The 25,272-nt window shown below is 68.8% G+C and carries 21 protein-coding genes; 6 read left to right on the top strand and 15 right to left on the bottom strand.

What is annotated here, in order from left to right:
* Positions 1–227 precede the first annotated feature (227 nt).
* From HHL10_RS18255 to HHL10_RS18245, 3 genes are all read left to right on the top strand, one after another.
* Positions 228–1,658: a cobyric acid synthase gene (locus HHL10_RS18255; protein WP_169161834.1), complete on the top strand. Its 1,431-nt coding sequence runs from the start codon at positions 228–230 to the stop codon at positions 1,656–1,658.
* 90 nt (positions 1,659–1,748) lie between these two features.
* Positions 1,749–3,785 (top strand): hybrid sensor histidine kinase/response regulator, encoded by a 2,037-nt coding sequence (locus HHL10_RS18250; RefSeq protein WP_169161823.1) that lies wholly within the window; start codon positions 1,749–1,751, stop codon positions 3,783–3,785.
* 80 nt (positions 3,786–3,865) lie between these two features.
* Complete coding sequence (locus HHL10_RS18245) at positions 3,866–4,141, top strand: hypothetical protein (protein WP_169161822.1); 276 nt, start codon at positions 3,866–3,868, stop codon at positions 4,139–4,141.
* A 115-nt stretch (positions 4,142–4,256) separates the two neighbouring features.
* On the opposite strand, the gene HHL10_RS18240 is transcribed toward HHL10_RS18245, so the two are convergent.
* From HHL10_RS18240 to HHL10_RS18230, 3 genes are read right to left on the bottom strand one after another with little or no spacing between them, the layout of a single operon-like run.
* Positions 4,257–4,679 (bottom strand): toll/interleukin-1 receptor domain-containing protein, encoded by a 423-nt coding sequence (locus HHL10_RS18240; protein WP_169161821.1) that lies wholly within the window; start codon positions 4,677–4,679, stop codon positions 4,257–4,259.
* Entirely contained in the window at positions 4,676–5,830 is a 1,155-nt protein-coding gene (locus HHL10_RS18235; protein ID WP_169161820.1) for a hypothetical protein, read from the bottom strand. The genes HHL10_RS18240 and HHL10_RS18235 overlap by 4 nt, the downstream gene beginning before the upstream one ends.
* 5 nt (positions 5,831–5,835) lie before the next feature.
* Entirely contained in the window at positions 5,836–8,208 is a 2,373-nt protein-coding gene (locus HHL10_RS18230) for a TIR domain-containing protein (protein WP_169161819.1), read from the bottom strand.
* A 496-nt stretch (positions 8,209–8,704) separates the two neighbouring features.
* Between HHL10_RS18230 and HHL10_RS18225 the strand changes: the two genes are divergently transcribed.
* The gene (locus HHL10_RS18225; RefSeq protein ID WP_169161818.1) at positions 8,705–9,796 is read left to right on the top strand and encodes a hypothetical protein; all 1,092 of its coding nucleotides are present in this window, start codon (positions 8,705–8,707) and stop codon (positions 9,794–9,796) included.
* Positions 9,797–9,800: 4 nt separating this feature from the next.
* Here HHL10_RS18225 and HHL10_RS18220 read toward each other — a convergent pair whose 3' ends face one another.
* The 5 genes from HHL10_RS18220 to HHL10_RS18200 form a co-directional block, all read right to left on the bottom strand.
* Positions 9,801–10,202: a cupin domain-containing protein gene (locus tag HHL10_RS18220; protein ID WP_169161817.1), complete on the bottom strand. Its 402-nt coding sequence runs from the start codon at positions 10,200–10,202 to the stop codon at positions 9,801–9,803.
* A 42-nt stretch (positions 10,203–10,244) separates the two neighbouring features.
* Positions 10,245–10,922 (bottom strand): GNAT family N-acetyltransferase, encoded by a 678-nt coding sequence (locus HHL10_RS18215; protein ID WP_169161816.1) that lies wholly within the window; start codon positions 10,920–10,922, stop codon positions 10,245–10,247.
* Between the two features lie 17 nt (positions 10,923–10,939).
* On the bottom strand, positions 10,940–11,644 hold the full coding sequence (locus HHL10_RS18210; protein WP_169161815.1) for an aspartate/glutamate racemase family protein: 705 nt from the start codon (positions 11,642–11,644) through the stop codon (positions 10,940–10,942).
* Between the two features lie 152 nt (positions 11,645–11,796).
* Positions 11,797–13,200: an extracellular catalytic domain type 1 short-chain-length polyhydroxyalkanoate depolymerase gene (locus HHL10_RS18205; RefSeq protein ID WP_310734625.1), complete on the bottom strand. Its 1,404-nt coding sequence runs from the start codon at positions 13,198–13,200 to the stop codon at positions 11,797–11,799.
* Between the two features lie 27 nt (positions 13,201–13,227).
* Positions 13,228–13,650 (bottom strand): ribbon-helix-helix domain-containing protein, encoded by a 423-nt coding sequence (locus HHL10_RS18200; RefSeq protein ID WP_169161814.1) that lies wholly within the window; start codon positions 13,648–13,650, stop codon positions 13,228–13,230.
* A 359-nt stretch (positions 13,651–14,009) separates the two neighbouring features.
* Between HHL10_RS18200 and HHL10_RS18195 the strand changes: the two genes are divergently transcribed.
* The gene (locus tag HHL10_RS18195) at positions 14,010–14,912 is read left to right on the top strand and encodes an SGNH/GDSL hydrolase family protein (RefSeq protein ID WP_169161813.1); all 903 of its coding nucleotides are present in this window, start codon (positions 14,010–14,012) and stop codon (positions 14,910–14,912) included.
* Between the two features lie 160 nt (positions 14,913–15,072).
* On the opposite strand, the gene HHL10_RS18190 is transcribed toward HHL10_RS18195, so the two are convergent.
* The 4 genes from HHL10_RS18190 to HHL10_RS18175 all read right to left on the bottom strand — a co-directional run bounded on the left by HHL10_RS18190 (position 15,073) and on the right by HHL10_RS18175 (position 20,061).
* Entirely contained in the window at positions 15,073–17,205 is a 2,133-nt protein-coding gene (locus tag HHL10_RS18190) for an alpha/beta hydrolase domain-containing protein (RefSeq protein WP_169161812.1), read from the bottom strand.
* 128 nt (positions 17,206–17,333) lie between these two features.
* Positions 17,334–18,317, bottom strand: coding sequence for a Bug family tripartite tricarboxylate transporter substrate binding protein (locus HHL10_RS18185; protein ID WP_169161811.1), 984 nt, complete (start codon positions 18,315–18,317; stop codon positions 17,334–17,336).
* Between the two features lie 32 nt (positions 18,318–18,349).
* Entirely contained in the window at positions 18,350–18,718 is a 369-nt protein-coding gene (locus tag HHL10_RS18180) for an AtuA-related protein (RefSeq protein ID WP_169161810.1), read from the bottom strand.
* A complete protein-coding gene (locus HHL10_RS18175; protein WP_169161809.1) occupies positions 18,715–20,061 on the bottom strand; it encodes an acyclic terpene utilization AtuA family protein in 1,347 nt (448 codons plus the stop codon). Before HHL10_RS18175 ends, HHL10_RS18180 begins: the two co-directional genes overlap by 4 nt.
* Positions 20,062–20,165: 104 nt before the next feature.
* Here HHL10_RS18175 and HHL10_RS18170 point away from each other — a divergent pair, with 104 nt between their 5' ends.
* A complete protein-coding gene (locus tag HHL10_RS18170) occupies positions 20,166–21,092 on the top strand; it encodes a LysR family transcriptional regulator (protein ID WP_169161808.1) in 927 nt (308 codons plus the stop codon).
* An 8-nt stretch (positions 21,093–21,100) separates the two neighbouring features.
* Here the strand turns inward: HHL10_RS18170 and HHL10_RS18165 are convergent, their stop codons facing one another.
* The 3 genes from HHL10_RS18165 to HHL10_RS18155 all read right to left on the bottom strand — a co-directional run bounded on the left by HHL10_RS18165 (position 21,101) and on the right by HHL10_RS18155 (position 24,951).
* Positions 21,101–22,210, bottom strand: coding sequence for a hypothetical protein (locus HHL10_RS18165; RefSeq protein WP_169161807.1), 1,110 nt, complete (start codon positions 22,208–22,210; stop codon positions 21,101–21,103).
* Between the two features lie 149 nt (positions 22,211–22,359).
* Positions 22,360–23,061: a hypothetical protein gene (locus tag HHL10_RS30245; protein ID WP_205833102.1), complete on the bottom strand. Its 702-nt coding sequence runs from the start codon at positions 23,059–23,061 to the stop codon at positions 22,360–22,362.
* 84 nt (positions 23,062–23,145) lie between these two features.
* Entirely contained in the window at positions 23,146–24,951 is a 1,806-nt protein-coding gene (locus HHL10_RS18155) for a hybrid sensor histidine kinase/response regulator (RefSeq protein WP_169161806.1), read from the bottom strand.
* Between the last annotated feature and the right edge of the window lie 321 nt (positions 24,952–25,272).

The following is a 25,272-nucleotide window of genomic DNA, read 5'->3' as shown; positions in this document are numbered from 1 at the left end:
TGCCCAGCGGGCAGCTCCCCTTCACCGAACAGGCTGGGCTGGCCTTGTTCACTCCCTGCTGCGGACGGCGCTTGACTCATGCGCCCATTGTCCCGGCGGCCGGGAGATTCATTCACACCTTCTGAGCGCGCGGGCCACGGCGGACGCTGCCCGGCCGGGACGGCCCGCGCGCCTCGTGTCCAATCAGGGCTTCGACAGAGGAGGGGGATTCCTTGGGACAAGCCGTGATGGTGCTGGGCACCACCAGCGGAGCAGGCAAGAGCTGGCTCGCCACCGCGCTGTGCCGCTGGTATGCGCGCCGCGGGTTGAAGGTTGCGCCCTACAAGGCGCAGAACATGAGCAACAACGCCCGCGTCGTGCCGGGCCTGGGCGGGCGCACGGGCGAGATCGGCAGCGCGCAGTACTTCCAGGCCCTGGCCGCCCGGGTGCAGCCGGACGTGCGCATGAACCCGGTGCTGCTGAAACCCGAGCGCGACACCGCCAGCCAAGTGGTCGTGCTGGGCCAAGTGCGGCCGGACCTGATGGCCGTGCCCTGGCGCCGGCGCAGCGAGCAGCTGTGGCCGCCGGCGCGCGAGGCGCTGCACGAACTGCTCGCCAGCCATGACCTGGTGGTGATCGAGGGCGCGGGCTCGCCGGCCGAGATCAACCTGCAGCACAGCGACTACGTGAACCTGCGCACCGCGCAGGAGGCGCAGGCCGCCTGCCTGCTGGTTACCGACATCGACCGCGGCGGCGCCTTCGCCCACCTCTACGGCACGCACGCGCTGATGCCGGCCGAGGTGCGCGCGCTGGTGCGCGGCTTCGTGCTGAACCGCTTCCGCGGCGACGCGGCGCTGCTGGCGCCGGGGCCGCAGCAGCTGCAGGGGCTCACGGGCGTGCCGACGGTGGCGGTGCTGCCGATGTGGCGCGAGCACGGCCTGCCCGAGGAGGACGGCCTGTACGACGAGGCCGCTGGCGGCGGCGAGGGCCTGCACATCGCCGTGGTGGCCTACCCGCGTATCAGCAACCTCGACGAGTTCCAGCCGCTGCGCCGCCTGCCCGGCGTGCGCCTCACCTGGGCGCGCACGCCGGCGCAACTGGAGCGGGCGGACTGGATCGTGCTGCCCGGCTCCAAGCACACCAGCGGCGACCTGGCCTGGCTGCGCGCGCAGGGGCTGGACGCGCCCATTCGCCGCCACGTCGCGCTGGGCCGCCCGCTGCTGGGCGTGTGCGGCGGGCTGCAGATGCTCGGCCGCGCGCTGCACGATCCGCATGGCGTGGACGGCAGCGGCCCCGGCCTGGACCTGCTGCCGCTGGAAACCACCTTCGACCCTGAAAAGCTGCTGCGCCCGGGCCGGGTCGGCTTCGAGACGCTGCAAGCGCCCTGGGCCGAGCTCTCGGGCCTGGCCTGCGCGGGCTACGAGATCCGCCATGGCCGCACCCGGGCGGTGGGCGAGTGCGTGCCGGCGCTGCGCAATGCCGCGGGCGAGGCCATCGGCTGGCAGCACGGCCCCGTGCTGGGCCTGTACGCGCACGGGCTGTTCGAATCGCCCGAGGTGCTGCGCGCGCTGTTCGGCGTGAGCGTGCCGGCGCTGGACCAGGTCTTCGACGGCATGGCGGACTTCATCGACCGGCATGTCGAGCCCGGCGTGCTGGAGGGGCTGCTGACGGCCGCCTGATCCCTGCCGTACTTCCCGGATCGGCCTGCGGGTTCATCCGCATTGAAGACGGCGCAAACCCGGGAAGGCCGCTTGCTGCAGGCCCGGATCATGGCGGCCTCTTTTGTTTCCCCCGATGAACTGCACGCCGCCCGGGACGCCCCGGGCGCGGCGCCCGCGCCCTCGGCGGTGGTGGTGTGGCACACCGCCGCCGACGGCCGCATCGAGGTCGAGAACCCGTCCTGGAGCGTGTTCACCGGCCAGACCTTCGAGCAGTACCGTGGCTGGGCCTGGAGCGAGGCCATTCACCCCGAGGACCGCGCCGCGGTGCTGCACCGCTGGCAGGCGGCGGTGACCACGGGCGGCGTTTTCGTGCTGCATTACCGGTTGCGCCGCCATGACGGCGAGTACCGCGAGGTGATGGCGCAGGGCGCGCCGGTGCTGGTGGGCGGGGTGATCCGCGAGTGGGTGGGCACCTGCGTGGACGTGACGGCCGAGCGCCGCGCCCAGGCCGCGCTGCGCGCCAGCGAGGAGCGGCTGCGCTTCCTGGACCGCATCGGCCAGGCCACGCGCGAGCTCACCGACGCCACCGAGGTGATGGCGGTGACGGCGCGCATGCTGGGCCAGCACCTGGGCGCCACGCGCTGCGCCTACGCCGACGTGGAGCCCGACAACGACCGCTTCACCATCCGCAGCGACTGGTCGGCGCCGGGCGTGGCCAGCAGCGCGGGCGTCTATTCGCTGGACCTGTTCGGCCCGCAGGCCACCTCCAACCTGCGCCACGGCCGCCACCTGGTGGTGCACGACGTGGACCGCGAGCTGGGCGACGAGGGCGGCGGGCGCATGTTCAACGCCATCGGCGTCAAGGCCATCATCTGCGCCGGGCTGGTCAAGCAGGGGCGGCTGGTGGCAATGATGGCGGTGCACCAGGCCACGCCGCGGCACTGGACACCGCAGGAGATCTCCATCGTCGGCGAGATCGTCGAGCGCAGCTGGGCCCACATCGAGCGCGTGCGCGCGGCGGCGATGCTGCGCGAGCAGGACCGGCACAAGGACGAGTTCCTGGCCACGCTGGCGCACGAGCTGCGCAACCCGCTGGCCCCCATCAAGTACGCCGTCGAGCTGATGCGGCTGTCGCCCGAAGGCGCGCTGAAGGCGCAGGCGCACAACGTCATCGACCGCCAGGCCACGCACATGGCGCGGCTCATCGACGACCTGCTCGACGTCTCGCGCATCAGCCGCGGAATGATCACGCTGCAGCGCCGCAGCGTGCCGCTGCGCCGGCTGATGCTGGAGGCGGTGGAGACCGCGCGCCCGGCCATCGAGGCCGCGCGGCACCGCCTGACGCTGCAACTGCCCGAGGAGGACGTGCTGCTGGATGCCGACCCGGCGCGCGTGGTGCAGATCATCGGCAACCTGCTGTCCAACGCCGCCAAGTACACGCCCGACGGCGGCGAGATCCGCCTGGCCGGCTGGGCGGCGGGCGTGCGCGCGGTGATCGAGGTGGTGGACAACGGCGTGGGCGTGCCGCTGGAGCAGCAGGGGCGGCTGTTCCAGATGTTCACGCAGCTGCACCACAGCGCCGGGCGCGCCAAGGGCGGGCTGGGCATCGGGCTGTCGCTGGTGAAGAAGCTCGTGGAGATGCACGGCGGCGCGGTGCGCATGCGCAGCGACGGCCTGGACGAAGGCAGCACGTTCACCGTCGAGCTGCCGCTGGCGCGCTCGGCAGGAGTGCCCCCGCCCGCGGTGTCCAGTCAGGACGCCGCGCCGGGGCAGGGGCCGCGGGTGCTGGTGGTGGAGGACAACCCGGACGGGCTGGCGATGCTGGTGTCGCTGCTGCGCGCGCTGGGCCACGAGGTGGCCTGTGCGGCGGACGGCCCCGAGGCGCTGCGCCAGGCGCAGGCCTTCCGGCCTCGGCTGGTGCTGCTGGACCTGGGCCTGCCGGGCATGGACGGCTATGACGTGGCGCGGCGGCTGCGGGCCGACCCGCAGTTCCAGAAGGTGGCCATCGTCGCGCTCACCGGCTGGGGTGCGGAGCGCGACCGCCGCCGCACGGCCGAGGCCGGTTTCGACGCCCATCTCACCAAGCCGGTGGAGCCCGACGCGCTGCGCTCGGTGCTGGCGCATTTCGCGCGCGTGGCGCGCTGAGCCTCGAACCGGCCCGCGGGCGGGGCCGCAGGGAATGCACCTTGCCCTGAACCGGTTCAACCCACTTTTTGGAGATCACCATGGCTGGATTCCTGATCGGCGCCGTCGTCGGCGCGCTCGCCGCGTCCGCGTACCTGAAGAAGAAGGGCAGCAGCGGCATGACCGCCACGATGAGCCGCTCCGGCATGGGCAGCGGCATGACCGAAGGCCGCGTTGATGAGCTGTCCAGCGCCGCCAGCGCCGGCAATCCCGAGACGGCTTCCGTCAACGCCGGCGATGGCACGCCTTCCGGGTCCGGCATGGGGCGGCCGATGCCGGGCAGCTCGGGGACGGGGTTGTCGGAGAGCCGGCACTGAGGCGCCGGACGACACACCCGGGCACTTGCCGCCACTGCGCAATGCCTGGCCGCCAGGACCCGTCACGAACCTTCGTGGCATTCCCGTGGCGGTGTCGGCGCGGACACCGCCGCAGTCAGCGCCTGCGGCCCGGGAAAGGGACGGGCCGGGAGCGCCGGTCCTTGGGGTCGAGGGCGTCGGCGATCCTGCGGCGCGCCTCTTCCTCGGTCTGGCCGAAAAGGTCCACATAGGCTATTGGCGCCAGCAATCCCGGCGGCTCGCAGTTATCGATCCGGAACGGAATGATGCGGTGGCGCAGGGCGAATGCGGCCTGCCATTCCTCGTTGGTGAATCGGGCAGACAGGTAATTCCGGGACAGGATGATGGCCAGCTTGTCGCAGGTCTGGAGGGCTTCGTGCATCTTTGCGACGAAGTTCGCGCCGGCGGCAAAGTCCCAGTGCTGGAGTATGACCTGGGCATTTTTCTTTTCGATCTCCTGGCCGACCCATTCGGCCCAGGCCAAGTCGTTCCCGTTGTAGCTCAGGAAAATGGTTTTCATGGCGAACCGACCCCGCCTTGCTGTTCCTGGCGCAATATCTGCTCCAGCTCGTGCCGCATGCGCCAATAGGTGCCCAGGGCCGGGTCCGTTTCGAAGCTTTTTCTCATGTCACGCAACAGGTCGAGAAACTGCCGCGGCTCCAGGCCGAGCGCCTGGTGGTTGGTTCGCTGCAAGATTGATTCCTTTCCGTGTGGCGTGGCATTCTTGACCATCGCCTGCCATTGTGCTGGCGTGAATTGGCAAGGGCGGTAAGGCTGCCGTGCGATGGCAAGGGCGATGGCCAGTTTTTTCGCCACGTTCCAGCATTGCTTGGAAAGAACAATCAGCCCTGCAATTATCGCCAGGGTTATGACGATTTGAGCGCCCATGCTGCCCAGCCATTGGTCCAGCCTCGCAAAGACCCATGCGCCGGTCAGTGCTGCCGGCATGGTTGCCGTGAATACCAGGAAAGCGGTGCCCAGCGCCCTGGGCACTCTGTTGACAAACTTCTGTTGCGACGCTTTTCTCATCCTGTCGACGAAGAATGGCAGTGATGCATACAACGAGAGCCCAATGCAAATTCCAATGCCTACCGGAGGTATGCCGAATTTGGATGATGCCGCTTCGAACCATGGCCTCAAGGAGGTAAACAGATAAGATATGACTGGCGACAGCAGATAAGTCAATAACGCTATTACAGCAATGGTTGCGACGGCGCCCATACTGAAAGAGCCCATTTCTTTGTATTCGCATTCTTCCCATGTCACTCGGCTCAGCAATTTGAAGCTTGAAAGCCATGTTTTCCTTTTCTTCGTGGCCAGCAAGTAGGTGAGAAGAGTTGCGCTGTGGATGATTCCGGCCGGAATGGCCAATGCAGGTGCAAGGAAGACGGCCCCGACGGTGAGAGGGATCGATGACACGGCCTTGCCAAGTGAGCCTGTCCACGCGTCCGGCAGTATGGCAAATGCACTGATGGTGAACAGGGCCGTACCTGTGGCCCATAGCCACATCAGCTTGGGCGCCAATGTGAAGCTGATAATGATTGCGGCAACCACGATGGCTGCGAACCAGTGATATGGCAATGTGGCTTGAAATGCTGGTAATTTAGAAATAAAGGCTGCCCAATATAATGAGCTGCACAGCAGCATGATGCCGGACAGCAGCAATGCCATTGAAATCAGGCCATAAAGCAGGTGGCTCCAGGCCCGCCGATTTTGCTGTGCCGCGATGGCTTTCGCATGATCGCGGAACCGGTGCGCCAGTTCACACCGGGCCAGATCGTAGCAATTTGCATCGGTGTGTCGGTGCCGAGGTGCTGCCGATGCGCCGGGGATTCCGCGATCAGCGTCAGCGCCTGGCTGCGCACCCAAGCTATTGAGGAGTTCAGCAGCTGGCCGATTTCTTTTCCGACGTCGGCATCGGGCACGTTCTTCCAGGCCCACAACATCTTGACTTGGCTGCTTGGATTGCCATATTGGGTCAAAAGTTGAATACCTTGCTCCAGCGTGGCCACCGCTGTCGCGGACATGCCGGTTATCCCATGCTGTACCAGGCGGGACAGCAGGTCGACCCGGTCAGCGAGCAGCGTTTCTGCGGCATCGTTGATGCCATATCTGTCCATGGGACGACGGCGCCACCGGAGATCTGGAGCGCCAATTCGAGCCCTGATCTCGGAAACGTGTGTGTTGACGGACTCGGCCAGTTGCTCCACGGGCTCCTGGCGCCCTCCCAGTTGTATGTAATTGATCAGTGTCTCCTGCCATCTCGGGGCATCCATCACCGTCAGCCAGTCGAACTCCGTGCTCGAATGCCTGAGATGGCGGGCAGCGAAAAACTCCTGCAGCCGATGGTGTGCGAAGCGTACGCGGGGCACGGATTGGTTCAGCGACTGTTCCAGGAAACCACAGCGCGTGCCGACGAATATCAACGTGATGACGTCGATGTCCGGAAGCTCTTTCTGTATTTCGCTCAATGTCGCCGACGTGCCCAGGTTGCGTTGCATCAAGATGAATGCAAGCCGGCTCAGGGCCGTGAACGGCCGCTTGATTCGGGCAAATGTGCTCGCATTCTTCCGGTCGGCCCGTTTTTCGTTGTAAGCATGCCGGCAATAGAAGGCCAGCAGGCCTGGGCGGGATGTCGGCCAGGATTTCTTGTTGCACAGGTAGATGCACAGCAGCCACAGCACGAATGGGTTCCTCGGGTCGACGAACAGGTTGCCGGATTCGAGTCGGGCGGCCAGTGATTTTGTTGAAAAACTTTCGCCCGAAATCTGTAGCGGCCAGTGGGGTATGTAGAGCCTGAGATATTCTTGCAGTTGCCGGCGGTCGAACGGCAGCAATACGAGGCGGTCGTGTGAGAATTCTGGACTGAAGTCGTTGATTCGGCATGAAAAAAGCGTGCGAACGAGCGGATAGACGCTGCTCGCATAACTGCTGAGTGCCGCGCTGTGCTGGCCGTAGCGGTCGCGGCTCATTTCGTCGATGCTGTCAAAAAATACGATGATGCGGCCCGAGTCCCGCAGCGTGACCCAGTGGGCTCTGATGTGGGTGTTCAGATTTGAAAGCATGAACTGTTGGACATCATCGAACGACGGCGCGTGTTGCTCGACGTGAAAATCACCCAACCTGACAAATATTGGAATGGATGGATAAATGCGGTGCCTCTGCTGTTCGATGACGGCCAGCATCGCGTGTTCCAGGGTCATTGTCTTGCCGCTGCCGGGGTCGCCCAGAAGCACGAGCGGGCCGGAACTCCTGAGCAGCGTTTTGACGATGTTATGAACGACATGGCTGCGGCGGCTGACCAGGCTGAGTTGCGCCGTCGCGCCGTCTCCCCCTTTCGTACTGCCGGTAATCTGGCGGATCAAATGCCGTACCGGTTGAACGAATGCCTCCTGCTCCGTGGCCAGCGGCGAGATCGGCACAGGCAGCGCACGTGCGTCCATGGGTATGTAGAAGCGCCTCCGGATGCTCTGCTGCAACGAAGCGCGGCATTCGGAAAGATAGTTGTGCAGTTCCGAATACTCGGAGGGTTTTTGCAGAAATCCGTGAAGGCACAGCCAGAAGTGAAACCGGGGCAGGAGCCGGTCCAGCAGCCGGCGCCAGGCATTGGGGGGAGTTGCCTGGGCCGTGGGCGCCTGAGTGTCCGTGAATGCCGGAGGACGGTTGCGCCGCCGCCGCGGTTCGAGGCCCTGGCGTATCGCTTCCATGGCCTGCGCATCATTCAGTCCGTGGAGCCTGATGCTCGTTAGAGGCGCCAGCAGCCCTTGCAGTGAGGAGTCATCGACAATGATCGGGATGACTCTGTATCCGCTGTGCACGATGGCAGTCCATATCTCATCCCGAGATTCACGCAAAAAATACTCTGAAACAATCAGGACTGCGCCTTGCAGACGTTGTATCGCGGAATGAAGTTCCTGTATGGCGTTGTCGCCGGCTTTCAGGTCAATGAGGTCAAGAAAAGTATCGTATTTCAGGCTTCTCAAGCATTGATCGATGTATTCCGCCCAATCCTTGTCTTGAGGGTGATAGCAGATGACGAATCCTGTCATATTGTCTCCCTGTGATTGCCGGGCTTGTTTTGTCGCTTGCTTGTGGTTGAATGAATATTGTGTTGAATATCACTGTTTTCGAATGTCTGCCGTAATGCGTTTCCATCTGTGTAGCATAAGATGCCTGAATACATGGGTTACAGGACTTGGCATCAATAAGTGTATTTCTTGTCAAATATGGTTCTAAACAGGCCGGCTGCCGTGCCGGTTGAAGCATGAAGCGGCGTCATGCCCGGCTGCGCAGGCATGACGCTCGTTTTTCTGAACCCTGTTCCGTGCTGACGAGCGGTTGGCTTCTCCCTGGACAGCCGTGCGTCTGTGCACACCATGACGGCACCTCGTCCGGCGCCCGCCTTCTACGTCCCACGCCACAAAGCGTCCAAAAAATCGCCCGCACCCCACCCGTTTCACACTCCCGCCAGGGAGAACCCTCCCGCCTCGCGCACAATCCCGCCCTCGCGGGAGCAGCTGAGCGGGATTCAGGGAGTTGGGATTGATGCGGCAAGGAGGACTTTTCGACGCGGAGGCGCCGCCGCCCGGCAAGGAGGCGGCGGGCCCGGCACGGCGCAAGGCGCCGGCGCCTGCGCTCGAACTGATCCCCTACGGCAAGTACAAGGACCAGCCCCTGTCGCTGCTGCTGGTCCATGCCGAGTACGCGCTGTGGCTCATGGGTGCGCGCCACGCCCACCTGCGCCGCCACCATCCGCAGCTGCTGCAGTGGCTCTACAAGCACTTCGGCCCGCCGGCGAGCACGCCGGAGCAGAACCGGCTGCAGAACCGCTTCCTGCAGCCCGACTTCGGCCTGAAGCTGCTGCTGCGCGTGAACCCGGAGCTGCCGGCGCAGGTGGCCGCTGCGGTGTCGCCCGAGGCCATCGTGCGCGGCTGGCAGGCACGGCTGCCGGCGCGCATCGCGCTGCGCTACCAGGACTACAGCCTGCACGAGCCGCTGGAGGAGGGCGACCCGATCCCCGAGGCGCACCTGCGCCACAAGGCGCGCGTGCTGCAGGCGCTGGAGCGCGAGCTGCCGCGGCTGGTGGTGGAGTGTCCCGGCACGCCGCTGGCCGCCGTGCCGGCGGTGGCCCCCGACGGCGCGCCGCTGGAGCGCTGGTGGGAGCCGGTGCTGCAGCTCGACGAGGCGCTGTTCGAGGTGGACGGCGCGCATGTGCAGTTCACGGCCCGGGCCCAATGCCGGGTCAGCGTGGACGGCGAGGCGCCGGGCGAGGGCGCGCTGGTGGATTTCAGCTTCCAGGACGAGCTGCGCATCGAGCTGCGCGCGCAACTGGGCGACGACTACCCCTCGGTGCTGCGCGTCATGCGTGCCAAGCGCTGCAACGTGCTGCTCATCGGCCAGTTCGAGGCCGACGGCGCCTGCTGGGAGGAACTGGTCGAGATCTACGCCCGCCGCGGCATCCGCGTGGCGCTGCTGGACGAGGTGCTGGTGACGGCCGTGCCCACGGCGGTGCGGAAATTGAAAGTGCCGGCGCTGGAGCCGGAGGCGCTGCTGGAAGCGGCGCGCGAGGAGCTGGAGCGCTTCGACACGGAATGGCTGCAGCGCGGGCGCGGGCTGCAGCCGCGGCTGGATCTGTAGCGGATCAGGGCGCCGGTGCCACCAGCGGCTTGCCCTTCTCGACCACGTACACCCCAACCAGCTTGGAGGTGACGGCGCCGTCGTTGTGCGCGTCGTGCGGCACGCCGGCCGGCACGGTGAAGGACTCGCCGGCTTTGACCAGGCGCGGCGGCTGGCCCTCCACCGCCAGTTGCAGCTGGCCCTCCATCACGTAGCCGATCTCGTCGCCGGGGTGGGTATGGCGCCCGGCGCTGGCGTTGGCCGCCACGTCCACGCGCACCACCACCGCCTCGCGGCCGGCCACGGAAATCTCCGAGCGGCTGACGAGCGTGCGCGTCAGGCCCGAGGCCTGCGCCACCACGGCGCCGACCGCCGCCAGCGCGGCGGCGCCGATGAGAATGGACTTGCTGCGGAATCTGGTTTTCATGGTTTTGTGCTCCCGGTGTGAAATTGCGCTTGAAAACTCTGCTCAATCGGGCGCGACCACGCGCACCACCGATTCCTTGTAATCCCTGAATCCCATGCGCTGGTATAGCCGGTGTGCACCATGGTTTTCGCTCATGACGTGCAGAAAAGGCGTTTCCCCGCGCTGCAATTGCCGGCGGATGAGTTTCAACATCAGCCGCCGCGCCCAGCCGCGGCCCTGGTAGTCCGGGTGTGTGCACACACCGCTGACTTCGCGCAGCGTCTGGGCCGCCATGCGCTCGCCGGCCATGGCGACCAGATGGCCGTTATCGAAAATGCCGAAATAGTCGCCCAGCTCGATAGTGCGTGGCCCAAAAGGGCCCGGGCGGGTCAGCGTGGCCAGTTCCAGCGCCTGCAGGGCATGTTCCGATTCCAATGGAATGGCTTGCGGAAAATCATCGTCCGCCGGCAGCGCGCCTTCCCAGACCATCCTGAACATGGTGGTTTCGGCCTCGATCTGCCAACTTGGCGGTGCCGGGCCGGACCAGCCATCGCAATAGAAATGCTCGCCCGGCTCGCAATAAGACCGCAGCGCATTGAAATCAGGCTGGCTCGGGTCGATGAATCCCGCGATCGGCGAAAAGCCCGGGGAGTAGCGGCGCGCCCGGTCGGTGCCCACCGAATACCGGCGCTGCGTGCCGGACAGGGCGTGCCAGATGATGTTGTCGAGCAGGTGTGTCATGGCCGGCTCCTCGGGGATCAGGGCTCGCTGGGCAGCAGCGCGTACCAGGCCGCCTTGCGGGCGTGGATGGCGGTGGTGTCGAACAGCGGCACGGCGGCGTCATGCGGTTTGACCAGCAGCGAGATTTCCGTGCAGCCCAGAATCAGCGCCTGCGCCCCGCGCGCCTGCAGATTCGCCATCACCATGCGGTAATAACGCCGCGATTCGGGCAATACCTTGCCCAGGCACAATTCCTCGTAAATGATGCGGTGCACCCCCTCGCGCTCCTCGGCGGAGGGAACCAAGACCTTCAGACCATGGCGCTGGCGCAGCCGCTCCTTGTAAAAATCCTGCTCCATGGTGAAGCGCGTGCCCAGCAGGCCCACGCTCGAAAATCCGGCCTGGCGGATTTCCTCTGCCGTGGGGTCGGCAATATGCAGCAGCGGAATGCGCACCGCCGCTTCGATGTCGGCAGCCACCTTGTGCATGGTGTTGGTGCACAGCACCAAAAAATCCGCGCCGGCCGATTCCAGCGACTTGGCGGCCTGGGCCAGCAGCAGCCCGGCCGTGGTCCAGTTGCCCTCGCGCTGCAGTTGCTCGATCTCGTGAAAATCCACGCTGTAGAGAATCACCTTGGCGGAATGCAATCCACCCAGGCGCTCCTTGACCGTTTCATTGATGAGCCGGTAATACGGCACGGTGGATTCCCAGCTCATGCCGCCAATGAGGCCGATGGTTTTCACACTGTTCTCCTCGTTGTGGATTATTCAAATCGACCAGCTTGCCACGGGCACAAGCGGTCGATGTTAAAGGAGCGCACCGCAGGGGCAGGCCGTGGCAGGTCAAAAGAAAAGCGGCGCCCGCGGGCGCCGCCGTGATGAAGAAGCCGCGTGTCTCAGTCCGCGCGGCGCAGCCGGTGGGCGCGGAAGAACTGCAGCATCGCGTCGGTGGCATCCGGGCCGGCGGCGTCGGTGTAGGAGCCGGCGGGCCGTCCGCCCGACCAGGCATGGCCCGCACCGTGCACGTTCCAGTGCTCGGCCCGCACTTGCCCCGCGGCGTTGCGCCACACGCGCCGGGTGTAGGCCCGGCCGCCGTGGCTGCGGCCGCGCTCGGTGTGCGTGGCCGCGCCTTCGGCGCAGGCGGTGATGGCGCGTTCGCCGTTGCACGGATGCACCGTGTGGTCCTGATCGCCGTGGAAGACGATGGTGGGCGGCACCGGGCCCGGCACGGTGGCTTCGGCGTCCACCGAAACCGTCGCCTCGCCGCCTTCCAGATCGGCCAGGCCCGGCAGGTCCGTCAGGCGGGACAGCCCGGGCAGGTCCGCCAGGCCGTGCAGGTCCTTGAGGCCCGGCAGGCCGGCCAGGTCCGGCGCCCCGGCCGCGCCGGCGGGCGCGCCGCGCATGGCGGCCAGCGCCGAGGGCAGGTCCCGCGCCGCGCCGGCGGGCAGGCCGGAGTGCACGCCCACGGCGGCAAACAGGTCGGGATAGGCGCCGCCCAGGATGGCTGCCATCGCCCCGCCCGCCGACAGCCCCGCGACGTACACGCGCTGCGGGTCGATGCCGTGGCGCGCCATCACCGCGCGCGCCATGCCGGCCAGCAGCGCCGGCTCGCCCCGGCCGCGTCCCTGGTGGTTGTGCTTGAACCAGTTCCAGCAGCGCTGCGGGTTGGCCTTTTGGGCCTGCGCCGGGTAGAGCACATAGAAACCGTGCTCGCGTGCCGCCTCGTTCATGCCGGTACCGGCGGCGAAGTCGTCGGGGTGCTGGGTGCAGCCGTGCAGCATCACCACCAGCGGCAGGCCGGCGCCGTGGCGTTCCGGCGGGATGTAGAGCTTGTAGTGGCGTGTCAGGCCGGCCTCGGTGTGGCTGCCCTCGACGAAGCTGTCGCCGCCCGGCTTGGCCGGCTCGGTGACCGCCGGTTGCGCCGGAACGGGTGCTTCGGGCGGATCGGCGCGGCGTCGGGTCAGGCCCTTGGCGAAGCGGGCGAGCCGTGAGCGGAGGGAGGCGCCGGTCGGTTGCGCCGCCGCGGGAGGGGCGTGGACCGCGCCGGGAAGCGGCTCGGTGGAGGCGCCGGTCGCCGTGGCCGGTGCCTGGATGGCGGCATCGCCGTTGGCGAGGGCTTGGGCGTCGGGAATGACGCGCGCCGGGATGTCGATCACATTCCCGCGCGGCGGCGCCGGCGTGCCGCGGGGCGGTGCGGACCCGGCCAGGGCCGCCTGGATCAGCGCGGTGGCGGCCTGCAGGTCGCCGGCGCGCGTGAGGCGGGTGGCCTCGGCCATGGCCTGCTGGAAGGCTGTGTTCATGAGGTTTCCTGTTGAGGGGCGGTGCGCTCAGCGCATCCGGGAGGCCAGCGCCGCCTTGACGGCGGGACTGGCCTGCAGCACGCCCAGCACCACGATGGAGTCGATGGTGGAGAGCGCAAGTTCGGGAGTGACCTCGGCACCGATGCTGGCCAGGCCGAGCACGCGGATCTGCAGCCGCTGGCCCGCGGCCTGCACGGCGCGCAGATCGTCGGCGCTGAAGTGCTGGATGCCCAGCACCAGCGTCTTGCGCGCCACTGCCTGCTTCACCGCATCGGCATGCGCGGCGAGCTGGTTGCGGATGGCGGTGCGGATGAGGTCGGTGCGGTTGGCATAGAAGCCTTCCTGCACCAGCAGGTCGATCTGGCCCAGGTCCACGACGCCGAGGTTGATGGTGATCTTCTCGTCGGTGGACTTGGCGGCGGGGATGGCGGTGGCGCTGCGAGGTGGCATGTGACCATCCTACAGTCATCCCTTAGCCATCCAAGTGGATGGCATGGCGAGTGCCAAGGTCATTGCACCCCGGGCTCAGTGCTGCCATGGCAACGCCGTGGGCCGCGTGCTTCCCGCCATGTCCTGAAAACCGGTCTTGCGGTGGCCGCCAAGATGACCAAAGTTGAATGCCGCCCGCCCTGGCCCCGGATCAGAATATGACGCCGCTGATCCTGCTTCGGCAGAGCGCCGGGTCGCCCATATTCAGGGCCTTGTGATTGGCACCTCATTCGCGCGCGTGGCAGGAGTGGCGAGAAAGGGATGCAAAACGGCCGAATATTGTGAGATTCGTCCGGTACAGCCATGGAAAGGACATCGTCATGCCTGGTACATCGCCTGTTCCTTCTTTGCCTCCCGACGTGGGTGTATTCGACAGGGCGGCGCCATTTCCGCCCAATACGCCCGGCCCGTGGTGGCCGCAGGACCCGAATTACCAGTGGCATATCCTGGCCGAGGGCGATTCCTGGTTCACCATCGCGGCCCTGCCATCATCGAATCTGCTGTTCGAGTTGCGTTTTGCGCGCTGGGCACAAATATGCAATCTGGCTTACCCAGGCGACACCATCAAGCATGTCGGCGCGCTGGCGACCAATGGGGATCTGCAACGGTTGCTGGCCCGCCCGGGCTTTGCCTGGCGATGGGACGCGCTGGTGCTGAGCGGCGGGGGTAATGACCTCATCGATTCCGCGCGCAACCTGATCCGACCGCCGCTGCCGGGCCAGAACCCCGCGCTGCCGCAGAGCTACATCGACGACCAGGGCCTGCGGCAATTGCTGGGCGATATCCAGCAGGCTTTCCAAGCCATCGTGGCCTTGCGCGACGCGCCGGGCAGCCTCAGCCGGGGCTGCCCTGTCGTCACCCACACTTATGACTATCCGACACCCCGCAACGAGCCCGCGCGCTTCATCGGCACCATTCCGTTGACGGGGCCCTGGCTTTTTCCGGTATTTGCCCATTCCGGGCTGGGTTTGCCGCTGCAGCAAACCATCGTCAATCTATTGATGGATCGCCTGGCCGAGGCCTTGCTGGCATTGGATATGCGGCGTGGTGGCCCGCTGGCGCTTCCCAATTTCCACGTGGTGGACACCCGCAATACGCTGCTCATGGCCAATCCGGCGGACGTGGGCGTGAGCAACGACTGGCTCAATGAAATCCATCCCAGCCTCACCGGTTATCGCAAGATCGCGGCCCGGTTGAGCCAGCGGCTCAGCGAATTGCTGTAGCCGGGTGATATTCAGCTTTGAGCCCAATGCCGGCCCGGTGCCGTGAACAGGGCCACGGCACCGGGTGGAATACTCAGCGCGGTGCAGCCGGCTGCGGGTTCAGAAACCCGAGCCCTGCGCACGACTCCTGAATATCGGCCGCGTGGCGCGCGGCCTCGGTTCAAGGCAGCACCGGCGTCGCCTGCGCGCGCTGCACGATCAGGTCGGCGTCGCGCTGCAGCAGCAGGCGCTGCGACACCAGCTCGGTCGCGGCGCTGCGCACCGCGGCGACGTAGCCGGCCTGCGTGCCGTACAGCTCCTCCAGCGAAGGCCGTGCGTCGCCGGCGGCCAGGCGCTCGGCACGGGTCTTGTGGAAGGGGATGAAGGCGCCCGCAAGATTTGCCAGGTCCACCACGCCCGGCGTGGCCACGTAGTTGAACTCGATGCTGGTGCCCAGCGGCGCGCGCGCCTCCACGCTGCGGATGCCGGCGCGCGTCAGGCCCGTCAGCGCATCGACCTGCGGCACCAGGATGGCGTAGTCGCGGTTGAGGTTGGCCGGCGGCAGCCGCGTGGCGATGCCGGACTCGTCCTGCGGCCGGTAATCCGGGCCGAAGTCCAGCAGCGGGAAGCCGTTGTAGCGCGCCAAGTAAGTGAAGTCCGGGATCGGCGTGCTCGCGCCGTTGGCCGTCCAGCTCAGGCCCTTCATCGCCGGGAAGGTCACGGCCTCGGGCCGCACCAGGGTGCCGTCGGCGACCTTCGGCACCTGGCTGGCCGGCGGCTCGACGCCGCGCACCACCCAGTCCTCCAGCGCCACGAACAGGGCGCGGAAGGTGTCGTTGAAGTGCACCACCGTGCCGGCCGGGTAGACCGTGCGCGTGGGCGTGTAGCTGATGCTGGCCAGCCCGCCGGCGCCGCCGTGCTGCGTGCTGCTGTAGTAGTAGATGCGCGCGTTCTCCGGCTGCGTCAGGTCGCGCAGGCCGTGGGCGTCGGTGAGCACCGGCGAGCCCTGCAGCTGCCAGAACTCGGTGCCCGAGAGGCCCAGGAAGAACTTGGGGCAGGTGTCGGTGGCGGCGCAGCGCGCCATCACGCCGCCCTTGCGGCCGCTGACCTCATCGACGTAGTCCTTGTCCAGCCCGCGCGGCGCGGTCTGGCCGAAGGCGCTGTGGTCGGTGCGCAGGCCACCGCCGCCGCCGGGCACGGCAAAGCGCGTGTTGATGTTCGTCTGCCGCGCCGCGACATGCGCGTACAGCCCGTCGAACACCCTGGAGCCGTCCAGCGCCTGGTTGAAGCCCAGGTGCAGGAAGGTCTTCATGGCATTGCCCGACTGCGAGGTGCCCTGGCCGATCGTGTGCTTGATTTTCCCGGCCAGCGGGTTGGGCTTGCCGTCGGCGTCCGCCACCGCGCCGCGGAAGAAGCTCACCGTGTCGCGCAGCGCCGCCAGGCCCACGCCCATGACCTTCGGGTCCTTGGCGACGTAGACCAGCTCGTACAGGTACTTCGGATCGAAGCCGCCCTTGAGGCACACGCTGCTGGGGCTGGGCGTGCCGGGGAAGGGCGTGGCGGCGTCGCAGCTGGCGAACTTCCAGTCGCCAGCCGGGATGGGGATGCGCGGGTCGGTCTCGTTCAGGCGCCGGGTGAGCGAGTAGCCGGGCTGCGTGTTGTCCAGGCTGGCCGGCTCGTAGGGAATCATGCTGCCGTTGAACACGCCGCCGGGCAGCGTCATGGCCGGCGTGGGCGCCGTGGGCACCAGCTCGGCGCGGTAGGGGCCGGTGATGGAGCTGCCGTCCGGGTTGCGCGCCACCGGCACGTTGACGGTCAGCCGCGCCGGGCTGCTCTTGGGCACGTCGCCCTGCCAGCCGGCATAGAGCATCACGTAGCCGCGCTCGAAATACTCCGCGTCGCTGGGCACCCGCGCCGGATCGGGCAGGGTCAGGATGTTGCCGCGGTTGGGCGCGTCGTAGCGCAGCACGCCGCCGGCCTTGCTCGTGTCCTTGGGCTTGAGCATCACAAATTCGGTCGCGTACTCGACCATGCCGCGCGCGTTCACCGGCGCCAGGGCCAGGTCCTGGATCACGGCGTTCTTCGGGTCCTTGGGATCGACCTCGCCGCTGATGACGCCGCTGACCTTCTCGTAGGCGCCCACGCTGCCGTAGCTGCCGGGGAAATCTTCCGTGGCGGTGATGGCCAGGCGCAGCGCCGGCCTGGCCGCAGGCGCCGCGGGCGTGCCGGGCGTGGCGGGGTCGTCGCTGCCGCCGCAGGCGGACAGCAGCGCGGCGCCGGCGCACAGCGCCAGGGCGGTCTTGGGGAAATGCATGGAGTCTCCTTGGGACGTGACCGAGCACACCGCCGTGCCCGGCAGTGGCTCAACAGGGCCTCTTCTGCGGAGGCCTGGGGGAAGGAACGGGTCGCGGCGCGCGGGCCGCAGCCCTCAGCGGCGCGGCCTCACTCGGCCTCGATCCCGGCCGCCTTGATGACGCGGCCCCACTTCTGGGTTTCCTCGGCCTGGAACTTCGCCAGCTCCTGCGGCGTGCTGGTCCAGGCCTCGGCGCCGCTGCTCTCGAAGAAGGTCTTGGCCGCGGCGCTCTTCACCGCCTGGCCCAGCAGCTCGTTGAGCCGCGCCACCACCGGCTGCGGCGTGGCTGCGGGCACGTAGGCGGCGAACCAGTAGCCCATGTCGTAGCCCTTGACGCCGGCCTCGGCGATGGTGGGCACCTCCGGCAGCAGCCGGCTGCGCTTGGTGGTGGAGTAGCCCAGCGCGCGCAGCTTGCCGGCCTTGACCTGGGGCACGCCGGTGGCGGTGTCGGTGATCATCAGGTCGATCTGCCCGCCCAGCAGGTCCGTCACCGCCTGCGGGTTGCTCTTGTAGGGCACGTGCAGGATCTCGGTGCCGCTGAGCTGCTTGAACATCTCGCCCGCGACGCGGCTGGAGGAGCTGCCGCTGCCGAAGCTGAGCTTGCCCGGCGCCTTTTTCGCCTGGGCCAGCAGCTCGGCCACGCTCCTGTAGGGCGAGTCCGCGCGCACCACCAGCACCTGCCCGCCCTTGGCCAGGCCCGTGACCGGCGCGAAGTCCTTCACCGGGTCGTAGGACAGCTTCTTGTACAGGTGCTCGTTGGCCGCGTGCGTGGTGTTGGTGGTGATCAGCACGGTGTAGCCGTCGGCCGGCGCCCGCGCCGCGGACTGCGCCGCCATCATCCCGCTGGCGCCGGCCTTGTTCTCCACCACCACGGCCTGCTTGGTCTGCTCGGTGATCGACTGGCCCAGGGCGCGCGCAAGCTGGTCCGTGGCGCTGCCGGCGGCAAAGGGCACGATGAAAGTCACCGGCTTCTCGGGGTATTTCACCTGCGCCTGCGCGGCGGGGGCGCCCAGCAGGGCGAACGCGGCGGCGGCGATGGCCGCCAGGGCGTGGCGGCGGGTGGGGGTGGTCATGGTCTGTCTCCTGATCGTTGGAATGGTGGGGTTCAGCCCGGTTGCCGCAGCAACGGCACCAGCGCGGCCGGCACGTCGATCTCAAGCTCCAGCAGCAGGAAGGCCAGCGCCTTGCCGTGGCTGTCGAGGTTCAGCGCGTCGTTGACGCCGCCGTCGAGCACGCCCTCCAGCACGAAGTTCATGGCCTGCAGCTTCGGCAGCAGGTGGCGCGTGACGCGTTGCGGGCGGCGGTACGCGAACTGGCGCGCCACCGCCTCTTCCGTCACCTGCGCCACCAGCAGTTCGTACAGGTCCGGGTGCCAGGCGATGACGCTGATGTTGGAGACGTTGCCCTTGTCGCCGGTGCGGCCGTGGGCCAGGCGCTGCAGGGGCACGCGCAAGGTTTCGTTGGTGCTGCTCATTCGACGAACTCCAGTTGCACGCTCACCCGCTCGCGCGGCACCAGGCAGGACACGGTGCCCAGCCGCTGGCGCAGCCCCGTGCGCACGCCGCCGCCGCCGGCCGGGCCGCAGGTGTAGAGGGCGGTCACCTCGCGCGTCAGCCGCTCGGCCTGGCGCCGGTCGGCGTGGTTCATGGCGATGCGCAAGCGCACGTCGCGCGCATCCCCCACGGGCTGGCGGCTCAGCCATTGCCCGGCGTCGTCGCCGAACACGCTGGCCACGCCGATGAGGTCCACGCGCAGCGGCCCGCAACCGGCCAGGCGCCGGCGCAGCACGTCACCCGCCAGCCGCGCCCGTGCCTCGGCGCCGCGCCCGGCGTAGGAAATCTCGCCCTCGGCCAGCCAGCCCTGGGCGTGGAACACGTTGACTTTCAGGCGCGCCGGCCGCGCGTGGCCGCGCACGCCGTGCAGGCGCACGCGATCTGGGCCCACCGTCTCGACCCAGGCCTCGCGAATGTCGGCCACCACGTCGGGCGTGAGGTAGGCCGCCGGGTCGTGCAGCTCGTACAGCAGCTGCTCCTTGACGGTGTGCTCGTCCACGCAGCCGCCCGTGCCCTCGGCCTTGCCGATGACGCAGCCGCCGTCGGCGTCGATCTCGGCGATGGGGTAGCCGACGCTGGCCAGCTCCGGGACGTCCTTGAGCCCCGGGTCGGCGTAGTAGCCGCCGCAGACCTGCGCGCCACACTCCAGCAGGTGCCCGGCCATGGTGGCGCGCGCCAGCCGGTCCCAGTCATCGGGCGCCCAGCCGAAGTGCGCCAGCGCCGGGCCCACGGTCAGCGAGGGGTCCGACACGCGGCCGGTGATGACGATGTCGGCCCCCGCGCGCAGCGCCTCGGCGATGGCCTCGGCACCGAGGTACGCGTTGGCGCTGGTGATGTCCAGGCCGTCGGCCGCGCCGCCCAGCGCCTCGTGCAGCAGGCCGCGGTGCGCGGCGTCGGAAAGATCGTCGCCGGTGACCACGGCCACGCGCGGCACACGCGCGCCCACCTCGCGCGCCAGCGCCAGCACCCTGCGCGCGGCGGCGTGCGGATTGGCCGCGCCGAAGTTGCCGACGATGCGGATGCCGTGCGCCAGGCAGTCGGCCAGCACCGGGGCCAGCATGTCCGGCAGCAGCGGCTCGTAGCCGGCTTCCGGATCGGCGCGGCGCGCCAGCTGCGCCAGCGCCAGGGTGCGCTCGGCCAGGGTTTCGAAGATCAGCACCGCGGGCTGTTGCCGCCGGATCAGCGTGTCCACCACCGGGCGGGCGGCGTCGGTGCGGTCGCCGGAGAAGCCGGCGGCGCAGCCGATGAGCAAGGTGTCTTTCATGCGCTCCTGGGCAGCAAGGCCGTTGGTGAGGCGATGCGGCCACTGTAGGCAGCGGGTTTCGATAAGAGAATTCGTTTGTTTGGATCAATTCATCCGCTTATCAAATGAGTGAAGCCGACTTGTCCACGCGCCAGCTGCGTGCCTTCGTGGCGTTGGCCGAGACGCGCAACTTCACGCGCGCCGCGGCGCGGCTGCACCTGTCGCAGCCGGCCTTCAGCGCGCTGATCCGGGCGTTGGAGGAGGCGTTGGGCGCGCGGCTGTTCGACCGCAGCACGCGCCATGTGGAGCCGACGGTGGAGGGCGCGCTGTTCCTGGAGAGCGCGCAGCGCCTGCTGCGCGACCTGTCATTGAGCGTGGCCGACCTGGGCGAGCATGTGGCGCGGCGCCGCGGGCGCGTCGCCCTGGCGGCCTTGCCGGCATTGGCCGCGGGCTGGCTGCCGCCGCGGCTGGCGGCGTTCCGGCAGCGCTATCCGGACATCGAGCTGGACGTGGCGGACGCGCTGTCGGAGGACTGCGTGGAGCGCGTGCGCGCCGGCCGGGCCGACTTCGCCCTGGCGGCGCTGCGCGCCGGCGCGCCGGAGCTGCTGGTGGAGCCCTTTTGCAGCGACGCTTTCCACCTCGTGTGCCCGAGATCGCACCCGCTGGCGGGCCGAGACGGCGTGGCGCTGCAGCACCTGGCCGGAGAGCCCTTCATCCACCTGGCGCGCACGAGCAGCGTGCGGCAGCACATCGAGTCGGCGCTGTGGCCGCTGGCGCTCAAGGGCGTGATGGAGCTGGAGCAGCTCAGCACCGTGGCCGGCATGGTGCGCGCCGGGCTGGGCATCACCGTGGTGCCGACGCTGACGCTGTTCCACTTCGAGCATCCGGATCTCGTGACCCGGCCGGTGCGCGCGCCCGGGCTGCGGCGCGAGATCTTCACCATCCGCCGCCGCGACCGCAGCCTGTCGGTGGCGGCGCAGGCGCTGTTCGAGGCGCTGGTGGCGCAGCGGCCGGCAATGGAGGACGCAGCGGCTGACGCCGCCGCGCCGTGAATCGCCCGTTACTCCCTGGGCACCAGCATGTAGGCCTCGACCGTGCGGGCGTCCACGGCTCCCCACTGGCCCACGCCGACGACCACGCCGTTGTCGTTGATGGCGTAGGCCGCGCCCAGCGCCCACCAGCCGGTGTTGCGGGCCGAGGGCAGGCCATCCAGGCCGACGATGGTCTGGCCCCGGTGGCGCCACACGCGGCCGCGGTCGCGCGGATCGGAGGTGAAATTGTCCCGGTATCCCGAGACTTCCCGGTAATTGTTCAGACCCAGCCCGTAGGTGGTATATCCGGACTGCTCGTTCATTTTCGAGTAATTGTTGCCGACCAGCAAAAAGCCTTCCGAGCCCAGCACCTCGCCGAAACTGCCATACATATGGCCCGCGATGTCGCCGTTGTCATTGATGGCCTTGGGCACCAGGCCGATATACCCCTCGGGAATGCGCAGCAGCTGGGGTTTGCGGCCCTTGAGCTGGCGCACGCCCTGCTTGACGCGGCGGCCGTCGATCTCGACCTCGCGGTAGCCCACGATGTCGCCGCGGCGGTTGATGGCGGTGGCCTCGGCCGCGAGGCCGCCCCAGGTGCCCAGGTCGATGAGCGTGCTCCCGTACCAGTACACGGCATGGCGCTCGCCGGAGGAGAGCGCCTGCGACCAGCCGACGATCTCGGAGCGGGCATTGATGGCGGTGGCGTAGGAACTGCCGCCGCCGAGTGAGGGCAACGTGGTGATGGTGTTGAACTTCCAGCGGAAAGCCTCGGTGCGGTCGCCCTGCTGGAACCAGCCGACCACCTCGCCCAGGCCGTTGACACCGCTGGCCGAGCCGGGGCCGTCGGTGTGGATGACGCGGGGCTCCCGGCCCGCCGCGAACAGCGCCGGGCGGAAGCGCCCCTCGATGTCGAAGCCCACGTAGCCCGCGGCCTTGCCGTTGGGGCTGAGCGCGTAGGCCGCGCTGCTGCCGCCCTGCACCGTGCCCAGGCGCAGCGTCCGGTAGCCGCGCGGCGCGGTGTTCTGCTCCGGGGACGCCGCGTCGGAAACCGCCCCGGCCGCCGGGGCTTCCACGGCCCGCGCCACCGGCATCAAGGCCGCCGTGAAAAGGGAAAGGGCAAAAATCATTCCGCGCATGAAACCTCCTAAAAATGCTGATTGGGTAATTGCAAGGTGCCGGAAAAGCCTAACCCTGCGCGGAAATCTGCCCACCCCCGAGGCGGGCCGTGCCTGCCCGCCGGGAGTTTGAAAACTTTGAATATCGGCCCGGGAGACTCCCGGGTTTCTCACTCGGGAGTGAATTCCTGGAGCGACACCACGGCGGGCTCGGCCGGGTCGGTGGCGGGCGCGGCGGCCGACTCCGGTGCCGGCCCCAGGGGCGCGGCTGGGGCCGGTGCGCAGCCCTGGGCCCGGGCCAGGCCCTTGAGGAAGGCACGCCGCAGGCTGCCGGCGTTCACGGCGGCGGCCACGCGGCGGTCGCGCCGCTCGGCGCCGGTGAGCTTGCGCACCCAGCCGCGGAAGGGGATCGCGCCCGACACGGCGCCCTGCACCGCGTTGAGCGCGGCGCTGCCGGCCATGTCGGCGCCGCGCTCCAGCAGCGAGGGCCTGTCGGCGCTGTCCGGGGCATCCAGGTCCGGGCCGAGCGCCTGGTCATGGGCATCGATTTCGGCCGCCAGGGCTGCGCACCCGCGCTCGGGCGGCAGGCGGTAGGGCGCCTCGCGCGCGGCCAGCAGGATCGGCGGGATCCGCGCGCGGATGAGGTTGAAGTCGCTCAGCGGCGACGTGACGGCCGCGCCCAGGCCCTGGACCACCTTGGGCGCGGCGTCCGTGCCGGGCGCGGTGGTGGTGGCGCTTGGCGGAGCCGCCGAGGCGTCGGTCGGGGAGGCGGCCTCGGGCGGGGCGCCGCCGGGCGCGGCCGGCGGGGCCTTGCCGGTGGCGGCGCATCCCGCCAGCGCCATCGTCAACAACGGCAACCAGATTCGCTTCATCGTCCGGACCCTCCCGTGCGTCCCCGGCGGGACGGTTGCTCATGGAACGGTCAGGGTAGTGCGCTCAATGCGGCGCCGGCAGCTTCACGAATCCTCATTGACAAGCCCCAGCGGCAGCGTCACGGCGAAGGTGCTGCCCGCGCCCGGCGCGCTGTGCAGGCTCAGCTCGCCGCCCATCATCGCCACCAGCCGCGTGACGATGGCCAGGCCCAGGCCGGTGCCGCCGAAGCGGCGCGTGATGGAGCCGTCGGCCTGGGTGAAGGGCTCGAACACGGCCTGCTGCTGCTCGGCGGCGATGCCGATGCCGGTGTCGGCCACCTCGAAGCGCACCCGCGCGCCAGCGGCCTCGCGCGCCAGCAGTTGCGCGCGCAGCGTCACGCTGCCCTCGGCCGTGAACTTCACGGCGTTGTTGAGCAGGTTGGACAGCACCTGCCGCAGGCGCAGCGCGTCGCCGCGCAGGCGCGGCGGCAGCGCCGGGTCGGCCTCCAGCCGCAGCTGCAGCCGCTTGCCCGCGGCCAGCACCTCGGCCTGCGCCTGCAGCTCGCGCAGCAGCGGCAGCGGCTCGAAGGGCAGCTCCTCCAGCCGCATCTCGCCCGCCTCGATCTTGCTCAGGTCCAGCACGTCGTTGACCAGCCCCAGCAGCTGCGTGCCGGCGCTGGCGATGTGGTGCACGTACAGCTGCTGCTTGTCGTCCAGCGGCATGCGCGCCAGCAGCTGGCTCAGCCCGATGACGGCATTGAGCGGGGTGCGGATCTCGTGGCTCATGTGCGCCAGGAAGGCGCTCTTGGCGCGGTTGGCGGCCTCGGCCTCCTCGGTGCGGCGGCGCAGCTCCTCCTCCTGGCGCTGGCGCTGCGCTGCCCGCAGCGCGCCGTGCAGCAGCAGCGCCAGCGCCGCCATCGTCACCGTCACGCCCAGGCCCGAGCCCGCGGGCGAGGGCAGGTGCAGCCGCTGCACGAAGGGCGGCAGCGCCTGCATCTCCACCAGCCACTCGCGCCCGAACACCGGCAGCTGCACGCGCTGCAGCGGCGCCTTGCCCGGCGCATGCCAGCCGGGCGAGGCGTAGAAGCGGTCGACGCGGCCCCAGGGCTGCACGTCGCTCAGCGCCAGCGCCAGCGCGCCGTTCTGGTCGTCGAAGTCAACCATCACCACATCGGCCACCAGCGGCATCACGGCCCAGCCGTAGGTGGCGCGCTCGCGCTCGGCGCGCCCGATGGCGCCGCTGCCGCTGCGGGTGTAGACCGGCAGCGACAGCACGAAGCCGCGCCCTTCGGGCGCGTCGGTCAGCGCCAGCGTCAGCGGCGCCGACAGGCGCGGCTCGCCGCTGAGCATGGAAGCGCGCAGCGATTCGCGGCGCCGCACCTCGGTGGCCAGGTCCAGCCCCTCCACCGCGCCATGCTCGCGGCGCGGCTCCATGAACATCAGCAGGTAGCGCTCGTCCGTGTCCACCCCCTCGGGATTGAGCTCGCGGATGCGGAAATCCGGCTCGCCCTTGCGGCGCATCTCCTCCATGAAGGCCTGATCCTGCACGCGCTGCGTGCGGCGCACGAAGCCCACGCCGCGCGCGCCGGGGAAGCGCTCGCGCAGGTCGATGGAGCCGGCGAAGCGGCGGAAGGCCTCGCGCGTGAGCGCCTCGGCCGAGGTGCCGGCCACGCGCACCGCGCCGCGGGTGGCGAACAGCGCGTATTCGTAGGACTGCATGCGCTGGCGCAGCCGCGCCGCCGCCTGCTGGGCGGCCTCGTCGAGCTCGGCCTGCACGCGCGCCTGGTTGGCGCGGTGCTGGGTCCAGCCCGTGGCGGCACCGGCCACCAGGCCCGCCAGCAGCAGCGCCAGGGTCCAGCGCTGCGGAGCGGCCGCAACCTTTGAGCTCAGCAGGGAAGCGCGCGCGTGCATGCCCCATTAGACAAGGGAGCCGCCGCGCCCGAAGCGCCGGCAAGCCCCTGGCGCTCCACCGCCGCCGCGCCCGCCGACGACGCGCGGCCCACGGGCCGCGTGCAGGCAAGTGACCGTAACTGGTCGTAATTCACCGATCAGGGCAATCCCTTGAGCATGTGGCTCCCGACCCACGTGACCCACCAAGGTGGGGGACGCAACGCCCATGAGTACCCCATCGCCCCGTTTCACTTTTCCCTTCACCGTCCCGATGCCGCTTCAGCGTCGCCACCAGCCGCCCCTCCTTCCCGCTTCGGCCGGGGAGGGCGCTGCCGGTGCGCG

This window comes from Azohydromonas caseinilytica (assembly GCF_012927045.1).
Taxonomy (GTDB): domain Bacteria; phylum Pseudomonadota; class Gammaproteobacteria; order Burkholderiales; family Burkholderiaceae_C; genus Azohydromonas; species Azohydromonas caseinilytica.
This window is presented reverse-complemented; position numbering and strand designations above follow the sequence as displayed.

What these genes read in the sequence shown, in the direction of transcription:
- HHL10_RS18255 (WP_169161834.1), top strand. Translation starts at nt 228, where the DNA reads ATGGTGCTGGGCACCACCAGCGGAGCAGGCAAGAGCTGGCTCGCCACC.
- HHL10_RS18250 (WP_169161823.1), top strand. Translation starts at nt 1,749, where the DNA reads ATGGCGGCCTCTTTTGTTTCCCCCGATGAACTGCACGCCGCCCGGGAC.
- HHL10_RS18245 (WP_169161822.1), top strand. Translation starts at nt 3,866, where the DNA reads ATGGCTGGATTCCTGATCGGCGCCGTCGTCGGCGCGCTCGCCGCGTCC.
- HHL10_RS18240 (WP_169161821.1), bottom strand. Translation starts at nt 4,679, where the DNA reads ATGAAAACCATTTTCCTGAGCTACAACGGGAACGACTTGGCCTGGGCC.
- HHL10_RS18235 (WP_169161820.1), bottom strand. Translation starts at nt 5,830, where the DNA reads ATGGCATTGCTGCTGTCCGGCATCATGCTGCTGTGCAGCTCATTATAT.
- HHL10_RS18230 (WP_169161819.1), bottom strand. Translation starts at nt 8,208, where the DNA reads ATGACAGGATTCGTCATCTGCTATCACCCTCAAGACAAGGATTGGGCG.
- HHL10_RS18225 (WP_169161818.1), top strand. Translation starts at nt 8,705, where the DNA reads ATGCGGCAAGGAGGACTTTTCGACGCGGAGGCGCCGCCGCCCGGCAAG.
- HHL10_RS18220 (WP_169161817.1), bottom strand. Translation starts at nt 10,202, where the DNA reads ATGAAAACCAGATTCCGCAGCAAGTCCATTCTCATCGGCGCCGCCGCG.
- HHL10_RS18215 (WP_169161816.1), bottom strand. Translation starts at nt 10,922, where the DNA reads ATGACACACCTGCTCGACAACATCATCTGGCACGCCCTGTCCGGCACG.
- HHL10_RS18205 (WP_310734625.1), bottom strand. Translation starts at nt 13,200, where the DNA reads ATGAACACAGCCTTCCAGCAGGCCATGGCCGAGGCCACCCGCCTCACG.
- HHL10_RS18200 (WP_169161814.1), bottom strand. Translation starts at nt 13,650, where the DNA reads ATGCCACCTCGCAGCGCCACCGCCATCCCCGCCGCCAAGTCCACCGAC.
- HHL10_RS18195 (WP_169161813.1), top strand. Translation starts at nt 14,010, where the DNA reads ATGCCTGGTACATCGCCTGTTCCTTCTTTGCCTCCCGACGTGGGTGTA.
- HHL10_RS18190 (WP_169161812.1), bottom strand. Translation starts at nt 17,205, where the DNA reads ATGCATTTCCCCAAGACCGCCCTGGCGCTGTGCGCCGGCGCCGCGCTG.
- HHL10_RS18185 (WP_169161811.1), bottom strand. Translation starts at nt 18,317, where the DNA reads ATGACCACCCCCACCCGCCGCCACGCCCTGGCGGCCATCGCCGCCGCC.
- HHL10_RS18180 (WP_169161810.1), bottom strand. Translation starts at nt 18,718, where the DNA reads ATGAGCAGCACCAACGAAACCTTGCGCGTGCCCCTGCAGCGCCTGGCC.
- HHL10_RS18175 (WP_169161809.1), bottom strand. Translation starts at nt 20,061, where the DNA reads ATGAAAGACACCTTGCTCATCGGCTGCGCCGCCGGCTTCTCCGGCGAC.
- HHL10_RS18170 (WP_169161808.1), top strand. Translation starts at nt 20,166, where the DNA reads ATGAGTGAAGCCGACTTGTCCACGCGCCAGCTGCGTGCCTTCGTGGCG.
- HHL10_RS18165 (WP_169161807.1), bottom strand. Translation starts at nt 22,210, where the DNA reads ATGCGCGGAATGATTTTTGCCCTTTCCCTTTTCACGGCGGCCTTGATG.
- HHL10_RS30245 (WP_205833102.1), bottom strand. Translation starts at nt 23,061, where the DNA reads ATGAAGCGAATCTGGTTGCCGTTGTTGACGATGGCGCTGGCGGGATGC.
- HHL10_RS18155 (WP_169161806.1), bottom strand. Translation starts at nt 24,951, where the DNA reads ATGCACGCGCGCGCTTCCCTGCTGAGCTCAAAGGTTGCGGCCGCTCCG.